The sequence below is a fragment of the Dehalococcoidia bacterium genome (genome assembly GCA_022449765.1).
GTDB lineage: Bacteria > Chloroflexota > Dehalococcoidia > Lucifugimonadales > Australimonadaceae > UBA2963.
In genome coordinates this window covers 1-19,222 of record JAKUPZ010000006.1, presented here as the reverse complement: position 1 = coordinate 19,222, position 19,222 = coordinate 1, and the positions used below count along the sequence as shown (strand labels likewise).

The window sequence follows — 19,222 nt, the reverse complement described above, 5'->3', positions numbered from 1 at the left end:
AAATCACGCCCCCATAGTCTAGCGGCCTAGGACGCCACCCTTTCAAGGTGGAGATCGCGGGTTCGAATCCCGCTGGGGGTACCACCAACTGATAATTCCCCTTTTTATGGAGGCTGGTTTGCGAATTGGAGCTGTTTTTCCACAAAATGAAATAGGGGACGATTCTGGAGCAGTCAAAGCATTTGCCCAGGCGGCAGAGGGCTTGGGCTACGATTATTTGGTTTATTACGATCATGTTTTAGGAGCTGACACTTCCAATCGACTGGATTGGGCAGGACCTTACACTCATTTAGATACATTCCATGAACCACTTGTTACATTTGGATACTTGGCTGCCGTAACTGAAAAAATAGAATTAACTACCTCTATATTGATTTTGCCTCAACGTCAGACTGCACTCGTGGCAAAGCAGGCTGCGCAGGTGGATTTACTTAGTGGTGGCAGACTCCGATTAGGAATTGGAGTTGGCTGGAATGAAGTTGAATTTGAAGCTCTTGGTGAAAACTTTAGAGATCGAGGAAAACGATCAGAGGAGCAAATTGAACTACTTCGATTGCTGTGGACAAACGAAGTAGTTGATTTCCATGGCAAATGGCACACTATTGACCACGCCGGATTGCGTCCTATGCCCGTGCAACGACCCATCCCAATATGGTTTGGAGGAGGGAAGACGGACACCGTACTTAAGAGAATTGCTCGATTAGGTGATGGATGGATGCCTCAAGTCCCCCCTAACGACCAAGGTAGAGAAATTTTGAATAAGTTTAGGCAGTATGTTTTCGACGCAAATCGTAAAACGGAAGATGTTGGAATAGATGCGCGAATACGACTGCAGAACGGTTTTGATCAGGCGTTGATTGATTTTAATACCTGGTCTGAATGGGGGGCGACTCATATTGCAGCGAATTCTCTCCACTCAGGGCTAACACACGTTGATCAGCATATTGAAATGATTGAGAAATTTCGAGAATTGACTCGGGAGTGAAATAATGAAAACGGCAGTAATAATTTTAGATATGGCCAAAGGTTACGGTTGGGAACCGGGAAGCTATGGTTATGAAATGGTAGCAAAAGTTAAGGAATTAAAAGATGCGGCACATGCAGCAGGTGCGCCGGTCATCCATGTTAATTCCCTGAGGCGGAAAAGCGATAATGTTGGGGATTGGGATAAGGTTTTAATGAAGGAAAAGACTGATGCCGTAGATGTTATTCCTGAGCTTCAACCCGTAGATAATGACACCATCGTTTACAAGAGATACTTAAGTGGGTTTTCTTACAATGATCTTGACTATGTTTTACGTACAATGAATTGCGATACGGTTTTGATTGCAGGAGCTTCGACTGATAATACGGTGCTTTGGACTTCTGCGGATGCCTTTCAACTTCGCTACAAAGTCATAGTAGTTGAAGACTGCACTATGGTACATCGCGAAAATGAGCCCCTTGAAGTTAAGGAATATGCATTACGGATTATTCGTAATGTGTTACATAGCCAAGTAATGCCATTAGCAGATGCGATTCAGGATTATATAAAACCTATGGCTAAGTAAGAGGAGGAATAGATCCTCCGCCCACAATACCTGGTATAAATTTTGGCAATATTCCTGGCCAAAGCGGGATGTCAAGAATTAGCCTGAATACTATAAAACATGGAATTAATGCAACTAGCATTACGCTGGATGCACGAGATAGTTTCAATTTTGATTCTATAGCTAAGAAAGCGATCAGAAATATCGGCGTGGCTAAGTAAAAACCCAGTAGGAAAATGCTGATGAAATAGCCAACAAGCCAGCCATACACGATGCCGACTCTTCGCCAAGTACCGCTTTCCATCTGGGCGGCGTTATTCTGCTCGGGCGCATCATCTTCTGAAACTCCAAATGCACGTGTGAACTTAAGTAATCCAGGTGCTAATTCAGCTACTATCAAGATAAAGAGGAACCCAATTGTGGGGAAGCCAATCACCCAAGCTACTAGCTGTTGCTTTCCTTCGTAGGCTATAGCACCTAGTACAATACTTAGCGCTATTGCCATGAGAAAGAATTCGGTTAATAGATTTATGCCGTTAAGCTTGTACTTAGACATCAATTGCTCTCCGAGTTAGCTCTCGCGGGGTTGGCAGATCTATAGAGCGACCACCCAAGCATGGAAACAATAGCTATAAGCAAAATTATAGAAACTGGCCTTGTGAAGAATATGCTGTAGTCGCCTTGAGAGATTTGTAAGGATTGTGTGAATTTCTCTTCGGCCAGATGGCCAAGCACGAACCCAATAATTAATGTAATTAAAGGGAACCCCGCTTTTCTCATGAAAAATCCCACTAATGCCGCAAAGATTGCAAGCAATACATCCCATATATTACTGCGCACTGCATAGACACCTATAAGTGACAGTATTGCAACAAAAGGTGCGATATATTTGACGGGAACAAGGCTTATTTTCGCAAGCCAAGCTCCCCCGGCCAAAATAACTATTGTAGTTAATATTTGTGCGCCTATTACCCCAAGAATAATGGCCCATACAATGTCGAGCCTGTTAACTAGGAGATCGCGTCCAGGTTGTATCCCATGAAGAATAAAGGCGGCCATGAGAATTACCATTTCGCCGTTACCGGGAATCCCGAAAGTTAAAGTAGGCAATAAAATTCCGCCATCTTTGGCGTCATTGGCAGATTCTGAAGCTACAACCCCTGCTGGGTGGCCTGTCCCAAATAATTCTGGATTTTTTGAAGCTTGTTTCGCGGTACTATAAGAAAGGAAATTAGCAACAGCGCCCCCCGCGCCTGGGATTGACCCTATTACCGTTCCAATGATGGAACCTCTGAATAGAATAGCTTTGTGTTGGAACACCTCCAATGCTCCTCGTAGGATTTGCTTCATTCCCCCGAGGTTGACTTTGGCGTCTTGTGCGATCGTTCCTCCTCTTGACGTATAAACCATGAGTTCACTAAGCGCAAAGAATCCGATCACCAATGGAACTATTTCAATTCCATCCCATAAATATTCACTTCCCAAGGTATATCTACGAACTCCAAATACCGAGCTAAATCCAATTAAAGATAGAAGAATACCGACTCCGCCAGCCGCGAGGCCTTTCACCATATTTTGCCGAGATGCAAATGTGACAGCGATTAATCCTAGGATCACCATCCAGAAGAAATCTGGAGGTGTAAACCAAAGAATTAAAAGCTTAGCTACTGGCAATAATGCCGCTAAAACCACAATGCTGAATAGAGTGCCAAGTCCTGATGCGGTAGCTGCAAGCCCTATTGCACGCCCACCTTCACCGCGCCTGGTCATAGGGAAACCATCAAATGTGGTGCATACGTTTGCTATTGTCCCTGGAGTGTTGAGCAAAATAGCTGGTACAGCCCCCCCGGTACTTGCAGTTCCAATGATTCCTGCAAAAACGTACATAGCAACGATCGGATCCCACCCGAAAGTGAAAGGCATGATGAGCGTCATTGCAATTACGCTTCCTAGGCCTGGAATAACTCCAAATATCACCCCTAGTAACGTGCCAAGGCAGATGGCAGCAATGACCGCTGGGTCGCTCATGTTTGCTAATGCAGCGATCATTGCTTCAATCATTTGTTATCACCGTATGAGCCACTATCAGATAATTACCTCGACTGTGATTTGGCTCTAACTAATTCAAGGTACTCACTTACTATTCCGCTCATCCCATCAACTACACTAGAAGTTTCAGCAGGACTGAGTCGTGATACAGCCATACCTTTTTTATTAATCCCTGCAATTACATCGGGGTCTTGTAGAGCTCTGTCAAAAGATTCACTAAGCTTTTTCACAATATCGTCTGGTGTCCCAGGCGATGCGGCTACGAGGCCATTGTTGGCAAATTTACCACCACCCAATTGAGGGAAACCAAGCTCTTTCACGGTTGGGACATCAGGCAAAGGTGCAAAACGATCGTCTTCGTAGATCCATAAGGCTTTAAAGTCCGGACTTTGCACCGCAGAAAGAGTACTTCCAGCCATTGGTCCTAGGGCAAGCTCGCAATCGCCTCTTAGAAGCCCTGCTTGTGTCTCAGCTCCCTTGTAGCCAGTTACAGGATTCCATGCAATTTTCATTACTTCAGTCGTTACTGAAGCTACAAGAAATGAGTGTCCAGAGAGCCCTGATAGGCAGAATCTAATATCGTCGCCTGCTGCAGCTAATTCGGCTGGTGTGTTGAATTTACTGTCTGCTGCAGTGTAAAGACCATAGGTCTGAATAACTGCACGTCCGATCCAGCTTAAATTATTGAAATTGACTCCCTGTGGGTCAATTTTTTCTGCAAGGATTTGATTGGGCATATTCATGATGGAAATGGCGTATCCATCTGCCGGAGCCTTGTGGATTTCCTGAGCAGCGCGCCTACCTCCGCCCCCTGCTAGATTACGCACAACGACATTAGTACCAAGATCAGTACTCATCTCTTCGGCAATAATTCTGCTTGCGGTGTCAAAACCACCGCCGGCAGAGAAACCTACATACCATTCGATATCACTAGAAGGGTAGTCGTCGCCTCCAAAAATACCGCAGCCTGCAGAAAAAACTGAAATTGAAGTAATCAAAACTACAACGGCTGCCAACCTCACAAAATTCTTAGTCTTAACTAAAAGCATATTTCCTCCCTTTGCCTTTTTCTTAGACTGGCGCTTTTTTATCGCGGCTCAAAGCGCATAGAGCCTCGTTGGATTTGTGTCTAATATTTTGTCTGCAATCGAATTATCTAGGCCTCCGTTTTCACGCAAATTTCTTAGTGCGTGAAGTTCGGTAGAAGTGTCATTGTGCCCATAATCTGTGCCGAGCATTAAATGATCATCGCCTGCCTGTTCAATTATGTAGCCAAGGTCATCAGCTGTTTGCACTGCCACCCAAATATTTCTCTCTTCCAAAAGTTCTTTACCTGGCCAAGCTACTCCACGTTTAGCAAATCTCAGTGATAGATCATTTAAGGCATAGGGCAACCAAGATGCACTGATTTCAACGAACCCCCATCTTAGGTCGGGAAATTTTTTATGCATATCTTTCATGATCAAGTCATGAAAGGCTCCAACTGCAGGAAGTTTAAAAGTCGAAAATCCAGCATCTCGCCCAAAATAATCAAAGAAAGCAAAATTACCTGTTGCAGCATGAACGCATATGGGAAGATTCAGCCTTTGAGCTTCTTCCCAAACTGGGTATAGGTAAGGATCTGAAAGTCGATGGGAACCTTCAATCCCGCGCATAAAAACTGCACAGGCTCCATTTTGTTTACCGAAATTCAACTCTTCTATACATTTTTCAATAGACATAGTGGGTATAATCACCGCCCATCGGAGTCGACCCCCGCCTTGACGGTGTATGTCTGCCAACCAACGGTTGTAGCCCTGTGCTAGGGCTATCTCTACTTCAGGATGACTTGCAAGAGGGCGCAGGAAAATGCTTGGATAGAGCACGTGCATAGAAACATTAAGTTCATCCATATGAGCCAAGCGTTTTTTTATGTCGCTTGCTTCACGCGTTTCTTCGTCAGTATCAAACCCGATATTTGAACCTTTTCCGAAAGCCCGGCCGTCTATGTACCAAAATTCAGGGGAAGAGGTTTTATACCCCTCTTTTGGTAATAGCACAGCAGGCCTATAAGGCTGTAAATCTTCAGGGATAAAATCCCAAGTTCTTTCAGATTCTACGACATGCGCATCTGCATCAATGACTGACATAGAAAATCCTTAAATTAAGTACTGTTAATGTCTTTTTCCGTATTATTTGCGTACATTACTACGATTTTTGCAAAAACGCTAAATTCCATTCAAGTTGCCTTCGTTAATTCAAATTTTGTTTTGCTGGGGTTGATACTCAAACTTAATAGTGATGGAATGCATTTGTAATTCGGAAATAGAGGATATTTATAAAAATGGAACAATTAAAACTTGATGAAGCTATGAGAATGATTTCTGCCTCAGTTCAGAAAGCGGAAGAATTAGGAATAAGAGTCTGTATTTCAATTCTCGATCCACGTGGGGACATTATCGCGGTAACAAGAATGGATGGTGCTTTGTGGAGAACAGTTCCTATTTCGCAAGGGAAAGCAGCAGCCTCTGCCGCGTGGGATATGCCTAGTGGAGATTTAAAAGACCGATGGGATCAACCGGTCGTACGAGCACTTTCGATGATGGAAAATGGCCGCCTTATCCCATGGCAGGGAGCATTGCCAATACGCAGAGAGGATGGCACTTTAGTAGGTGCAATTGGTGTTAGTGGTGCGAAACCTGATCAAGACGAATTGGTAGCAAAATCTGCCATTGAGATTATTAGCAGTGCAAGATAATTTTAAAGTCCAAGAATCTGATGCTATAAGAGTTTCATCCCAGGATTTGAAACATATTACCCGCGAGCTTTTTCGAAAAGCAGGGGTTCCCCAAGAGGATGCTGTAATAGCAGCTGAAGTCATTGTGATGGCTGACTTGCGAGGTGTAGATAGCCATGGTGTTTCCAATATGCTTCAGGTTTATTTGGAGAGATATTCAGATGGTTCACAAAATCCAGAACCTCAATGGCATATCCAAAGAGAAAGAACTGCATCCGCAAATATTGATGGTGATAGAGGCCTTGGAATTATTCTTGCGCCCAAGGCAATGGAAATAGCTATCAACAAAGCTCGAGAAAATGGAGTAGGGGTTGTAACTATGGCTAATAGTGGTCATTTAGGTATGGCTGCCTACCACGCTATGATGGCTTTACCCCATGACATGATTGGAATGTGCTTGACTGCAACGAGCCCGTCGGTTTTACCCACATTTGGTCGCATACCTCGCCTTGGAACAAACCCAATTGCAATTGCGGCCCCCGCAAAATTTTGCAGACCTTGGGTTTTTGATATGGCTACAAGTGTTGTGCCCGTAAACAAAGTTCGTAATGTTAAGAGAATAGGATCGATGCTTCCAGGTGGGACTATCGCAGACGCCGAAGGATCACCTTTAATGGAACCTGCCTTTGTTCCAGATGATTTTAATTTATTGCCCCTTGGTACTCATCGTGATGGAGGCTCGCATAAAGGTTATGGGTTAGCGGTTGCTGTAGATATATTGTGCTCAGTACTAGCGGGTTCTGACTACGGCATCACTGCAGATCGATCGAATTATCGACATTATTTTGCTGCATATAATATAGATGCATTTAGCGACGTAGAGGCTTTTAAGCAGAGGATGGATCATTTCATCATGGATCTTAAGAAGACTCCTCCTGCTCAAGGGCATGACAAAGTATTGGTGGCAGGAGATCCTGAATGGCAAGCATTCGATGATCGATCAGTTAACGGGATACCGCTTCATTATGAGGTGGTAGCTTGGTTACGACAGATTTGCTTGCAATATGGCGTTGAAACAAATATTTAAGGCAGTAAGAGGGAAAATCGAATATGAGAGCAGCTTGGTATACAAAATATGGTGCCGCTAAAGATGTTTTTGAAATAGGGACACTGCCTGATCCAGAGCCATCAGCAGGTGAAGTTTTAGTTCGTATAGTTTGCTCAGGAGTTAATCCTTCAGATTGGAAAAGTCGTACGGGCTCAAGAGGACCTGAAATGCCCTTTCCATTTATTGTTCCTCATAGTGATGGCTCAGGGGTCATAGAGCAAGTTGGCATTGGCGTTGATACTTCTCGCATTGGCCAGAGGGTTTGGCTATACGAAGGGCAATGGCAGAGGCAGTTTGGTACAGCAGCAGAACTGATTGCGATTCCAGCTAAACAGGCCGTACCACTAGCCAGTGATGCAAGTTTTCAAGAGGGGTCATGTATAGGAATTCCGGCAATGACTGCTCATCGTTGCTTGTTTGCTAGTGGTCCAGTCAAAGATATGACTGTGTTAGTAACTGGAGGCGCTGGTGCAGTTGGGCACTACGGGATCCAATTGGCAAAATGGGGTGGAGCTAGAAGAGTTATTTCAACAGTGAGCTCCGATCTGAAGGCCTCGCTTGCAATTCAATCTGGAGCTGATGATGTTATAAATTACCGTAAAGATAATGTCGCTGAGGCAGTATTGGAAATAACTTCAGGTAAAGGAGTCGACAGGGTAGTCGAAGTCGATTTTGGAGGTAATCTAAGCAGTACTCAAAATATGATTGCATTGAATGGCGCTGTAGGAAGTTATGCCTCTACCGGTAATCGTGAGCCATCGGTAGATTACCAAGCATTTTCAAGGAAAAACGTGACAGTACATTTTGTATTGGTTTATTCAGAACCGGAATACGCAAAGATAAAAGCAATTGAAGATATAACTAAAGCTATGGACGAAGATGCGTTAGTTCACCGTATTGCAAAAACATTCAACCTAGATGAAATAATTTCTTCACATCAATTACAAGAAAGTAATGACGCAATAGGTAATATCATCATAAATATTGATGAATGATTTTCTAGCTAAGGTTACGTAATCTTAGCTATTATTTTTTCTCCGAATTCAGGTATTTGTTCATCAATAATGTCATTAAGAAATTGGACATGGAAAGTATCCACGCCCGCTTCTCGATAGGTTTCAATTATTTCTAATACTTGGTCAGGACTGCCTGTAAGTCCTCCTTGATTCCCGAAAGTAGGAGCGAGCTTGGAATCAGGGTCGTCATTTCCAACATACGCATTGCAATTGACTACCCGGTGAATAGTTCCGGGGTCACGATGAACTCGAGTAGCAGATTCTTCAAGAATCTCGAGCTGTGCTTTGTAGGCATCAATATCCGCAGGCCAGCCTCCATTTCGGATCCATCCATCAGCCTGCTCCCCGGATAATCGAAGCATTCGTGGTAGTGCAGCTCCAAGAAAAATTGGAATAGAAGCATTGACTGGACGCGGTGTAACAACTGCATTTTCTACAGAATAGCGATTACCTTGGTAACTGAAAGAGTCGCTTTGCCAAGTGCCTCTTAATATTTCTATGGTATCGATAACTCCATCCACCCTGTACCCAGCAGAGCCGAATTCAATTCCGTAATTAACAAAATGATCTTCTTGGATACCTGCGCCGAGAGTCAGTATTAAACGATCTCCTCCCGTTATTACATCAAGGCCAGTAGCCATTTTTGATAATAACGCGGGGTTACGGAAGGGAACATTCAATGTTGAATGAGTTACTCGAATTTTTGAAGTTTGTACTGCCACCGCAGTAGCGAGCGTCCACCCTTCTAGGTTGTTCTCTGGGGGTCGATCGCTGAAGGAAATATTTGCAAAACCTGCAGCTTCAGCAGCTTTTGCGACTTTAATTATTTGATCGTAGGGAAGTCCTCGAGGATTTATTCCGAAGCGTACGCGATTTTTGCTGCGAGTCATATTGCCTCTTATGAAAATAAAAGAGAGCATAGCATAGACGCTGTACCTTCAATAAAGGCTTGGCTTGTTAAAAATATCTAGACATATAGAGATACCAGAAAATGAAGTGAGATTCAGCTTCATTACTTCTTCAGGTCCAGGCGGCCAAAATGTTAATAAGGTCTCAACTGCAGTTCAGCTCTACTTTGACGTTACTCATTCGGTATATATACCTGAAAACATAAAAAAACGCCTTCGTATTCTTGCAGGTAAAAAAATGACTAGAGACGGGGTGATCATTATTAAGGCACAGCGTTTTCGTAGCCAGGATCGTAATAGGATAGACGCTTTAAATCGCTTTACGGACTTAATTCACAACGCTTCACGCCCCCCACAGATTCGCCGCCCGTCGGCCCCAAGTAAAAGTTCAATCGAAAGGCGATTAACTGATAAGCGCAATAGATCACTACGTAAGGAAATGAGATCAGCAAGCCTTGATCATGAGTAAGTCCTTTTAGTTGATCAATGAAATAAATATATTTACTATTGCTATATGCCAAGGTTAGAAGATTTAAGTGAAGTTGCAAGGCAAGCTCACCTCAATTTCCCCGCATTCGAGCATGACGATTCTCCTCACGTGCCTTTTACGAAGGCTCTTTCTGAGGCAAAATTAGCTTTAGTTACAACCGCTGGGCTCCATAGAAGAGGAGACCTGCCTTTTTCAGGAGGAGACCAAACTTATCGAGTAATCCCATCAACTACGCCCTTTGAAGATATTCTTCAAAGTCATGTAAGCATAGGGTTTGATCGCTCAGCTTTTATGCGGGACCCTAACGTAACGTTCCCTTTAGACAGATTGAATGAATTGGTTAGGCAAGGGAAAATTGGAAGCCTGTCCAGTGATTTTTACTCTTTCATGGGCGCAGGCCGAAGTCCGCGTCAAGTAGAGAATGAATCTGGCCCTGAGGTAGGGCGCTTGCTGCTTGAAGCGAACGTTGATGCTGTTTTACTTACACCAACTTGACCAAATTGTTCGCACACGGTCAGTGTGCTTGCGCGATCTATAGAAGAAGTCGGAATCCCCACTGTAGCCATAGTATTTATAAAAGAGCATGCAGAGCGAGTTAAACCCCCTCGGGCTCTTTGGGTTCCTTTTCCTTATGGTTACGCGTTGGGTGAACCTAACGATCACTTACAACAAACTGAAGTAATTATGGGATCTTTAGCATTGCTTGCTAGAGATGATGTACCTGTTTTGGAAGAGTTCCCTGCAAATTCAAATTTGCCGCCTCAAGTACTGCAATCCAGCATGGCAACAAAATCTAATAACGGGCCTCAAAACGCAGCGGACGAAGTTACCGCGTTGAGAGGGTATTACGAGAGATGGGTTGAAGAGAACAATGGTAGGACAATGGTTGGCTTATCGGGAGTTCCCCAGAGGCAATTCAGAGGACTAATCCACTTTATGCAGTCATACGTAGAGGATCCAGGAACCACTTATTCTCGAATACCATTGGATATGGATGTAGGACGATTCTTACGATTAGCCTCTGACGATTTAAAGGCGTTTTATTTGGAGGCTCGCTTTTGCCAACGGCCTGAGCAAACAGACAATGAACTTCACAACTGGTTTTGGGGACAGACAAGTATGGGTGAATTACTTACCAATATTGCGAATAAGCTTGAATTAGATGGCGATGAGCGTAATGGCCAAGGTATTGCTCGTTAACCAGCATTGGGCACTGAAGGAACTGGTGGTTTTCTTGCAAGTAAGAAAAATAATGTGCCTAGTGCAGTTGTAATTCCTAGCGTAGAAAAGGCAAAAGTATAGGATCCAAAATAATCATATAGAACGCCGGCATATATAGGCCCAATAATGCTTCCCCCTGCAGTAATTGTATTGGACCACCCTGCGATTTGACCCAAGTGTTTTCGTCCAAAATAATCTGCTCTTATCGCCATCATTAATGGGCCCCGCATTCCCCATGAAACTCCGTGCAACGCGATTGCTGCAATAATTGTAGGTAAGCTAGTATCAAAAGCGATTAAAAAAATCCCCAGTCCATGCCCGATCATTGCTCCTGCAGCTACAAATCGTTTTGAATAAAGATCTCCAATGATCCCGCCGCTTATTTGCCCGGTTATTTGCGCAACCATCAGGCCTGGAAAGACTAATGCTGCTTGCGCAACGTCCCAATTGTTCTGTTCGACAAGATGAGGAATTAAATGAACAGCAATTGTTCCTACAACGAGTAAGGCCCATCCGTGACCAATGGAAATTAACCAAAATGACCTATCTCTTACAGCTTGGCGTACGGTTAAGTCAGTATCTTCTCCAGGGGTATTGGCCTTTGAATCCTGTGCTCCTATGACAGGCTCAATTCCGTCTGGTTGAAGCCCAATATCTTCTGGTCTTCGCTTAAATACGTGTGAAGCAGGGATTCCTACGATAATTGCTGCAATTCCAGAAAACATTGCAGTATCACGCCAGCCGAACTCAGTGATTGACCAAGCTACAATTGGTGATAATAGCGCACCAGCAGCAAATCCAATCGACGTTACAGACATCGCACGGGCACGTTTTTTTACGAACCAGTGGGCCAATGCCGTATTAACTGTGAGAAAGCCTGCAAGGCTAGTGCCCATGGCAATTATCGTAAGTACCGCAAATAAATGCCATAACTCTTGGATTTGTCCTAGTAGTATAAGTCCCCCTCCAAAGAGTAAGGTTCCCATCCTCATGATTGGTCGTGAACCATACTTATCTAGCATCCAGCCTTGAATAGGGCCTAGTAACCCTGTTTCTATTCTCAGCAACCCGAAGGCCCAAGATATGGCACCTCGGCTCCATGCGAACGTTTGCTCAAATTGAACTACATACAAACCTTGGGAGAGAAAGAGCAAGCCTCCATGCATTATCTGGCTAAAGAATGCAGCTATCACCATTTTCCAACCATAGTAAAGCGGAGCTCTTTTTTTTGAGGACTGTAGATTAGTCAAAATTTAGTCGTACCATTGGCCAGAGAATGTTCTTATTTCTGGGTAACTTGGGTCATCGATAGTTGTTTTAAACGGAGGGAATAATAAATCGATAATCATTCCAGGGCCTCCTGACGGTCCATGGATATTGCCAATTTGATTGCGCAGTTCATCGATTTGTGATTGTAATTTTTCGGCAACTGCAATGAGAGAAGATACTTCAGATGAACCACTTTTAATTTGTGAGTTTAATAGTTTAATACCCTCAGCGACTTCTTCTGATGTCTTTACCTTTACTTCTGCTAGGCCACCATGAAATTCTCCCGGCTTATTCCAAGTAATAAAGGGAGCCATTCCGCCAGCCCAATGAAACGACAATTCACCGGTCTCATGACTATGCCGCACACCTGGCTCACCTGGAAGCTGGAGCAACGCTGTTACTAAGACATGTTCATTTTCTAAGACAGTAAATACCCTGCGCCTTGGGCGGCCAGTAATTTCAAGGCCTCTCCAACCTTTCTGCTCTTCAGGTAATTCAAAAGGATTTATTTTTTGAGGCATAGATTCTCCAATTAGTTGTTTATTAGGGAACGCAAATGAGCGATATAGTCTTCCATTCCTGTCTCAATATTAAATTTTGGAGAATATCCAACATCCTCTTTTATTCTACTAAGGTCCATAACTGGATTTGGAGGATTTGCTCCTGGGCTTCTGCCTGGTATTAATGCAGAACAGGTAGCCTCTGGGATCGATTTTTTTATGGCCTCAAATATCTGCTTGTTAGAAGTAGCTAGCCCTGACCCAATATTGTAAGTAGCGTGCTTTAACTTACTTGACTGATGGATATTTTTTATACCTGCAGATAAATCAGATACATGGGTCCAATCACCTTCATCATCTTCGCTAATAGAGCCATTAGGTCGATCTGAAAAATCAGGCTCTATGTTCTTTAGTGCAGCCTCACATATACGGCTCATAGGGTTGAACATGCTGTAGTAGTAAGGGCCGTATATACTGCCAATCCTAAGAGAAACTACGTCTATATTTGCACGAGCAGCATAGTGAAAGGCATGTATTTCCATGCCTTTTTTGAATGCTTCAACTTGGGTTCGTGATTGAATTGGAAGAGGCATATCTTCTCGGAAAGGACCATTTGGCAAACTGCCATATACAGAAGTTGAACTAGCAAGAGAAAGGCGCCTTAGTCCAAGTACACGCGCAGTTTCTAGTAAACTTTGGAGTCCTTCTGTGTATACGCGATAATCTTCTTGTGGGCTTATCCCTCGTGCTGGTGGCGCTGCGAAAGATATTATGCTTTCAATTTTATGCTTATGTGCAACATTGATGACTTCATAGCATTTAGTAAAATCCATATTCTCAACAAATAGACTGCTATTGAGATGTTGCTCTAAAGCCCCCGGTACTCGCCTTGCGTTATGTTGCGTACTTACAACTTTCTCCCCTGCTTTAATTAATTCCAAAGTTACGTTTTGCCCTATGAATCCCATTCCTCCAACAACTAGAATCATTGCGTACTCCAAATTAATTTGTAATGTTTATGTAGTTTTATCATTGACGAGTCTATTGGGATACTCTTAGCCTGCAATTTTAATAAGTAAGAAAATCTGTAAAGGAACTAACTGATGGGGCTGCCCAGAACATTTGATGCGCTAAAAGTAAGCGAGTATCGAAATTATTTTGTTTCCATGCTTTTTTACTTAGGTGCTATGCAAGCGACTACACTGGCCAGGCCAGTTTTAGCGTTTGAACTTTCAGACCGAGCACCTCTTGTACTCGGGATAGTTATTGCAGCAAACAATGCTCCATCTTTAGTGCTATCTCCGTTTGCAGGTTCTTTAGCAGACCGTATGTCGATGCGGAATATCTTGATGGTTGCGGCAATACTCATGGCGGTCTTTGCGGGAATCACCGCATTAGGAGTTGGGTATAGCGTGTTGGATTGGTGGCACGTAACCATCATTGGAGTATTCCAAGGAAGCGTCATGGTTTTCATTACACCTACCAGACGCGCAGTTATTGGGGGCCTGGTAGATCGCTCGCTTTTGCTAAATGCTACGGGTCTTCATACGATGTCTCAGAACACGAACCGTATGCTAATGCCCCTTGTTGCGGGGATTCTTTTTGCTCATGCTGGCCCTGAATGGGCGTATTTACTAATTGGCGTGTTGTACATTATTGCTTTATTTTTACTATTTTTGGTGCCTGCTCAAGGCTCCTTCAGTTCCTCTATTAGAAATAGAGGAGGCTCGGCGTTGGAGGGATTCCGATACGTACGGCAACAACCAGTAATCAAAAATCTTTTACTGGTGGGATTGGTGATTACAGTATTCGGGCAGCCTTTCCAGCATCTTCTACCATTGGCACAAGAATTCCTCCAGATTGAGGCAGATGGCGTTGGTTTACTGTTTACATTTTTTGGGGCAGGTTCATTATTAGGCTCGACGATGTCAGCATCATTAGGTGATTTCCAGCGAAAAGGGCTATTGTTGATTGGGTTTTTTATGTTATTTGGGGCAGGGGTAATTGGCTTTGCTGCATCTAGCTGGTTTTGGCTATCTCTAGTATTAATGATTCCTATTGGAGTAGGTCAATCTGGTCGCACTGTTCTACATCTTGCTGCTCTTCAGGTTTATACGGAAGATGAAATGAGAGGCAGGATCCAAGCACTTAATGCAATGATGGGAGGATTGATCCCAATTGCGGTACTAGGAATCACTGCACTTGCAGAAATATTTAACGGCCGTGTGGCTTTATCTGCTACGGGTGGAGTAATTTTCATGTACGGGTGCTGGGAAATAATTTTTTCGAAGGCACTCAGAAATCTAAAGTGAATTTATACCTGTGAATAAGTTAGATTTTCTTGACACAAAGATGTAGCAATCCTACGATTCAGGTATTCAGTTGCGTATCAGACATAAAGGGAGATTTCTATATGCCAGACGAAAATGTTCGCTCAGATAAATTAGGTGGTACTGCGAGGCGTCGTAACTCAAGTACAAGAGATGTTCGGGATGGCACAAATATAGAATATAAATACATCTCTGCTGATAATCATATCGATCTTGTTTGGTACCCTAAGGATATTATTCAATCTCGTATATCCTCCCAATTCAAAGAGAAAGCCCCAAAGGTAGTTGAGTCCGACAAAGGTACTGCCTGGGAGTGGGAGGGTGATATTCACGCTTTTGCTGCAGACGGTAAAGATTGGCCAAAATATGCAAAGCGCTTTGAACCAATCAGCGTAGAGGAAGGCAAATTACCTCCGGCGGATCCCGAAGTTCTCTTGCAGCATATGGACCTAGGCCAATTATATGCCGGTGTATTTTATGGCAATACTCGTAAATGGACGTTCAAGGACAAGAATTTAGAGAAAGAAGTTTACAAAGCATTTAATGATTGGGCTGTGGAAATGTCCACTTACAATTCTGATCGTTTATTTGTACTTCCTTGGCTGCATGCTGCATTCCCGGAAACTTGCGTTGATGAGCTAATGCGTTTAGTTGATAAGGGAGTACGAGCCGTTGAACTTAGCCCAAATGACATGGGAGAAGATGTTTGGTCTCCTGTGTGGGAGCCTTTATGGTCTGCAGCAGAAGAGACTGGAACAATCATATGCACCCATATTGGTGATGCTGCAGGGACCCCATATCCTCCTAATGAATATGGCCAGTCACTAGCTCATTTTTCTCAGGTACCTTTTAACCCGGCCGGCAAGCATATTGCTCAGTTCGTATTTAGCGGAATGTTTGAGCGCCACCCTAATTTGCACGTGTCGATGGCAGAATGTCGAATTGGCTGGCTCCCATTTTTATTCCAGTGGATGGAACGTTGCCATAATGATCGGATGCCAGATTCAATTAACCCGCTTAAAGAAAACCCATTACATTACATTAATAACAATATGAGCTTCACCTTTGAAGAAGACTATATTGGGGCAAAAATGATTCCAGACCCAGAGTTTCTGATTCGTGAAAGTGTTATCTGGGGTTGTGATTATCCTCATGAACAAGGCCAAACTTGGCCAGATGCAAGTCCTGCTATGGATCGCATGTTTACGGGGACAGATCCTGATTTGGTTCAAGATGTTGTATGGAATCGTGCACAGAAAATCTTTGGAATAAAAGGCCCAGGTAATAATTAATTATGGCGGAAAATCGATACAAGAAAGAAATTTTATTGTCAGACGAGCGTAATAGAAATGTTGCTGCAGTTGTTAGGTATGGGCCTCATTTATTTCTTTCAAGCTCTGATGGCCATAGAGATATTAACACCGAGAAAATTCAACCTGAATTGGACAATCAGCCTATACCCCAATGTAACAATGCTTATGGAAGGCAAGCATTAAGGCTGCAAAAAGCTGGATATGGGGGAGATTCTGCGGTTTGGATCGAAAATTTCACATCAGGTCAATATTGGCGATTAGAGCGTATGGCAACTTGGCCTGAGCATTTTGGGGAAGAAGGACATAAACTCGCAGTAAGTTTTGGCGCGCAGTGCAAGATGTCAGGAGTGAATATGCTGACGGCTGTAGTTCAAGCTGTTACTCCTGATTTGGAACGCGAGGTTTTTGTTCATCAACCGCATAGAGGGCGCGCATCTCGTATAACCCGGTGCGGTGATTTCACTTATGTAATTGGTGTTAGAGGCAGATCCAACCCGTTCACAGATGAAGAAGCTGAAGAAGAAGTTAGTAGTCAATTTGACACAGAACTGTTCTATACATATGAGTGGTTACGTTCTCATTTAGAAAAAGGAGGAGGTTCTCTAGACGACCTTATTAGGACTGATTGCGCTCTAAAAAGGATTGGAGATACAGGGAAATACCGAGAAGGCCTTAAGAACAGGTTCGATGGGAAAATTCACTTTACTGGGTATTCAGTAGGTACGCTTTTAGGTGGTAGAGGAGTCATGGAAATTGGTGGTTTAGCAGTCAATCCCGGAGGGACGAAAGAAATTGTATGGCTAGCAGAAGACCCTTCCCGAGCGCAGGCAGTTAAAGCCAATGGTTTGGTTTTTGCATCAGCAGCCTCAGGTTTGTCTGACGCAAAAACAGGAAACATAATTCAAGAATTATACGGAGATCCTGTAGCACAAACGCACCAAGCTTTCAGAAGATTGGATGCAGCGCTAAACAGATTTGATACGTCGGTAGAAAATACGCTTCGGTTAGATGTATTTCTTGATGATATTAATTTTGAGGATACGTTTATTGAATTGGCTAAACAATATTTTGGCGGAGATCCCCCAACGATGAATATTGTGGGAGTTGATCTTGAAAATAACGCAGAGATCGAAATCTCTTGCATCGCGGGGGCTTAAGTATGCCGTCAGACCAACCTGTCGCAACCGGTGTTAGCTCAGAAGAGATTGTTAGTAAATTAAAAAATTTGGGTGTGGATCATGTTATCTGCATTCCAGACTCGTATCAGAAAACTTTAATTGCTCGATTGACTGACGATCCAGATATCTCTTTTATGATTGCTTGCACAGAAGACGAAGCTATAGGGATTAATGCAGGGTTATATATCGGGGGTAAAAACCCTGTACTCGTTATACAAAATAACGGTATTTTTGCCTCTATCAATACTATTAAAGCTATCCCCCTAGACGCAAAAATCCCAACACTTATGTTTGTCGGGCAGTTTCAGCGAGACCCTATGCTGCCAATTGAGGAGAGTAAATCCAGAGCGGTTCGAATGGTAGAACCGACTTTGGAAACATGGGGTGTTCCCTATTATCGAATAGAGACACCTGAGGATATTGGCAATATAGAGCTTGGGTATAAGCTTGCGCACGATACCCTGGGACCCGTAGCAATCATCATAGGAGCACCCACAATATAGATGGAACGACAAGAAGCAATTGATTTATTAGCAGAAGGAAGATCCGGAGCGATCGCAGTCGCAACGATGCAGTCCATCTACCCTTGGCATCAAGCTGAACAGGCAGAATATTTACATATTGATGCATCCCAATGTATGGGGAGCGCAGCTTCGATTGGCCTAGGTCTTGCTATGGCTCGTCCTGATAAGAGAGTAATGGTTTTAGACGGAGACGGTAGCCTTCTAATGCAACTCGGTTCTTTAGTGACTGTCGCTAGTCAACAACCACGTAAATTTTTTCATTTTGTATTTGCTAACGGATTACACCAAAGCACTGGTAATCAAGACCTCCCTGGTATTGGGCGATTCGATTGGGTTGCTTTGGCCATTGGCTCAGGGTACGCAAACGCGCTAAAGATTGAAACAGCAGACGAGCTTTTGGTGAAATTACCTTCAATATGGGACATGGAAGGACCTGTGTTGATTGAACTAAGTATTGAACGAGAGGCTCAAGACCCTCGCTGGGCTGGTGTTCCCATGGCTTCGCAATCGGCAATTCTAAAAGAGCAGTTGGCTGCTTTATGAAAACCAATCTCTGGCAATTATCTGCATTGGAGTTGATTAATGCGTACAGGAAAAAAGAAATTTCACCGGTTGAAGTTGTAGCGGACGTTTTTGCACGTATTGAAAAATTTAATCCTTCGCTTAGTGCGTTCCTAGCACTTAATTATGATGACGCAATTGACTCTGCCAAAAATGCAGAGAGGTTATGGCTAAATTCTGAAGAAAATGGATTATTGTGTGGTGTTCCAATATCACTGAAAGACAGTATAGAACTGGGCGGTGTTCCTACAACCTATGGATCCAAGGCCTTTGAAAATAATGTTCAGCCGGACTCAGAGATAGCAATCAGAATTCGTAATCAGGGTGGAGTCATCATTGGAAAAACAAATCTGCCTGAGTTCGCTTTACATGGTGCTGTAGATAATCGGCTGAGCCCTGCCGGTAGGAATCCTTGGAATTTAGATCACACATGCGGGGGCTCAAGCGGAGGCGCGGGATCTCAAGTGGCTACAGGCTTGGGGCCATTGGCCATTGGGACTGACTCTGGGG

At 43.6% G+C, this 19,222-nt stretch carries 22 protein-coding genes and 1 tRNA gene; 15 read left to right on the top strand and 8 right to left on the bottom strand.

Features of this window, described 5'->3' with window-relative positions; genetic code table 11:
- Positions 1 to 7 precede the first annotated feature (7 nt).
- From MK127_03810 to MK127_03800, 3 genes are all read left to right on the top strand, one after another.
- Positions 8 to 84: transfer RNA gene (locus MK127_03810), tRNA-Glu, on the top strand.
- A 34-nt stretch (positions 85 to 118) separates the two neighbouring features.
- Complete coding sequence (locus tag MK127_03805; protein MCH2531924.1) at positions 119 to 985, top strand: LLM class F420-dependent oxidoreductase; 867 nt, start codon at positions 119 to 121, stop codon at positions 983 to 985.
- Between the two features lie 4 nt (positions 986 to 989).
- The gene (locus MK127_03800; GenBank protein ID MCH2531923.1) at positions 990 to 1,550 is read left to right on the top strand and encodes a cysteine hydrolase; all 561 of its coding nucleotides are present in this window, start codon (positions 990 to 992) and stop codon (positions 1,548 to 1,550) included.
- Here MK127_03800 and MK127_03795 read toward each other — a convergent pair.
- Genes MK127_03795 through MK127_03780 form a run of 4 tightly spaced genes read right to left on the bottom strand, consistent with a single transcriptional unit; the run spans position 1,543 to position 5,707 of the window.
- Complete coding sequence (locus MK127_03795) at positions 1,543 to 2,085, bottom strand: tripartite tricarboxylate transporter TctB family protein (GenBank protein ID MCH2531922.1); 543 nt, start codon at positions 2,083 to 2,085, stop codon at positions 1,543 to 1,545. The two genes, MK127_03800 and MK127_03795, sit on opposite strands and share 8 nt — an antisense overlap.
- Positions 2,085 to 3,590, bottom strand: coding sequence for a tripartite tricarboxylate transporter permease (locus tag MK127_03790; GenBank protein MCH2531921.1), 1,506 nt, complete (start codon positions 3,588 to 3,590; stop codon positions 2,085 to 2,087). Before MK127_03790 ends, MK127_03795 begins: the two co-directional genes overlap by 1 nt.
- A 32-nt stretch (positions 3,591 to 3,622) precedes the next feature.
- Complete coding sequence (locus tag MK127_03785) at positions 3,623 to 4,627, bottom strand: tripartite tricarboxylate transporter substrate binding protein (GenBank protein MCH2531920.1); 1,005 nt, start codon at positions 4,625 to 4,627, stop codon at positions 3,623 to 3,625.
- Positions 4,628 to 4,675: 48 nt separating this feature from the next.
- Complete coding sequence (locus MK127_03780; protein ID MCH2531919.1) at positions 4,676 to 5,707, bottom strand: amidohydrolase; 1,032 nt, start codon at positions 5,705 to 5,707, stop codon at positions 4,676 to 4,678.
- Between the two features lie 194 nt (positions 5,708 to 5,901).
- Between MK127_03780 and MK127_03775 the strand changes: the two genes are divergently transcribed.
- Genes MK127_03775 through MK127_03765 form a run of 3 tightly spaced genes read left to right on the top strand, consistent with a single transcriptional unit; the run spans position 5,902 to position 8,397 of the window.
- Positions 5,902 to 6,315 carry a heme-binding protein gene (locus tag MK127_03775; GenBank protein ID MCH2531918.1) on the top strand — a complete coding sequence of 138 codons (414 nt, stop codon included), beginning with the start codon at positions 5,902 to 5,904 and terminating at the stop codon, positions 6,313 to 6,315.
- Entirely contained in the window at positions 6,305 to 7,381 is a 1,077-nt protein-coding gene (locus tag MK127_03770) for an Ldh family oxidoreductase (protein ID MCH2531917.1), read from the top strand. The genes MK127_03775 and MK127_03770 overlap by 11 nt, the downstream gene beginning before the upstream one ends.
- Before the next feature lie 23 nt (positions 7,382 to 7,404).
- The gene (locus MK127_03765; GenBank protein ID MCH2531916.1) at positions 7,405 to 8,397 is read left to right on the top strand and encodes an NADPH:quinone reductase; all 993 of its coding nucleotides are present in this window, start codon (positions 7,405 to 7,407) and stop codon (positions 8,395 to 8,397) included.
- A gap of 14 nt (positions 8,398 to 8,411) precedes the next feature.
- On the opposite strand, the gene MK127_03760 is transcribed toward MK127_03765, so the two are convergent.
- Complete coding sequence (locus MK127_03760; protein ID MCH2531915.1) at positions 8,412 to 9,308, bottom strand: LLM class flavin-dependent oxidoreductase; 897 nt, start codon at positions 9,306 to 9,308, stop codon at positions 8,412 to 8,414.
- Positions 9,309 to 9,372: 64 nt separating this feature from the next.
- Here MK127_03760 and arfB point away from each other — a divergent pair, with 64 nt between their 5' ends.
- Genes arfB through MK127_03745 form a run of 3 tightly spaced genes read left to right on the top strand, consistent with a single transcriptional unit; the run spans position 9,373 to position 11,016 of the window.
- Entirely contained in the window at positions 9,373 to 9,795 is a 423-nt protein-coding gene (gene arfB, locus MK127_03755; protein MCH2531914.1) for an aminoacyl-tRNA hydrolase, read from the top strand.
- 45 nt (positions 9,796 to 9,840) lie between these two features.
- Positions 9,841 to 10,311, top strand: coding sequence for a glycine/betaine/sarcosine/D-proline family reductase selenoprotein B (locus MK127_03750; protein ID MCH2531913.1), 471 nt, complete (start codon positions 9,841 to 9,843; stop codon positions 10,309 to 10,311).
- Between the two features lie 24 nt (positions 10,312 to 10,335).
- Positions 10,336 to 11,016, top strand: a complete 681-nt coding sequence (locus tag MK127_03745; GenBank protein ID MCH2531912.1) for a hypothetical protein — start codon at positions 10,336 to 10,338, stop codon at positions 11,014 to 11,016.
- On the opposite strand, the gene MK127_03740 is transcribed toward MK127_03745, so the two are convergent.
- From MK127_03740 to MK127_03730, 3 genes are read right to left on the bottom strand one after another with little or no spacing between them, the layout of a single operon-like run.
- Positions 11,013 to 12,287: an MFS transporter gene (locus MK127_03740; GenBank protein MCH2531911.1), complete on the bottom strand. Its 1,275-nt coding sequence runs from the start codon at positions 12,285 to 12,287 to the stop codon at positions 11,013 to 11,015. The genes MK127_03745 and MK127_03740 overlap by 4 nt on opposite strands.
- Before the next feature lie 3 nt (positions 12,288 to 12,290).
- Entirely contained in the window at positions 12,291 to 12,827 is a 537-nt protein-coding gene (locus MK127_03735) for a hypothetical protein (protein ID MCH2531910.1), read from the bottom strand.
- An 11-nt stretch (positions 12,828 to 12,838) separates the two neighbouring features.
- Positions 12,839 to 13,795 (bottom strand): NAD(P)-dependent oxidoreductase, encoded by a 957-nt coding sequence (locus MK127_03730; protein ID MCH2531909.1) that lies wholly within the window; start codon positions 13,793 to 13,795, stop codon positions 12,839 to 12,841.
- 114 nt (positions 13,796 to 13,909) lie between these two features.
- Here MK127_03730 and MK127_03725 point away from each other — a divergent pair, with 114 nt between their 5' ends.
- The 6 genes from MK127_03725 to MK127_03700 all read left to right on the top strand — a co-directional run.
- A complete protein-coding gene (locus MK127_03725) occupies positions 13,910 to 15,118 on the top strand; it encodes an MFS transporter (GenBank protein MCH2531908.1) in 1,209 nt (402 codons plus the stop codon).
- 101 nt (positions 15,119 to 15,219) lie between these two features.
- Complete coding sequence (locus MK127_03720) at positions 15,220 to 16,428, top strand: amidohydrolase (protein MCH2531907.1); 1,209 nt, start codon at positions 15,220 to 15,222, stop codon at positions 16,426 to 16,428.
- A gap of 2 nt (positions 16,429 to 16,430) precedes the next feature.
- Positions 16,431 to 17,606, top strand: a complete 1,176-nt coding sequence (locus MK127_03715) for a Rid family hydrolase (protein MCH2531906.1) — start codon at positions 16,431 to 16,433, stop codon at positions 17,604 to 17,606.
- Between the two features lie 2 nt (positions 17,607 to 17,608).
- Complete coding sequence (locus MK127_03710) at positions 17,609 to 18,130, top strand: thiamine pyrophosphate-binding protein (protein ID MCH2531905.1); 522 nt, start codon at positions 17,609 to 17,611, stop codon at positions 18,128 to 18,130.
- Positions 18,131 to 18,694 carry a thiamine pyrophosphate-dependent enzyme gene (locus MK127_03705; GenBank protein MCH2531904.1) on the top strand — a complete coding sequence of 188 codons (564 nt, stop codon included), beginning with the start codon at positions 18,131 to 18,133 and terminating at the stop codon, positions 18,692 to 18,694. It abuts the gene before it with no gap.
- On the top strand, positions 18,691 to 19,222 hold a 532-nt coding region (locus MK127_03700; GenBank protein MCH2531903.1), incomplete at its 3' end, for an amidase family protein. The genes MK127_03705 and MK127_03700, both read left to right, overlap by 4 nt.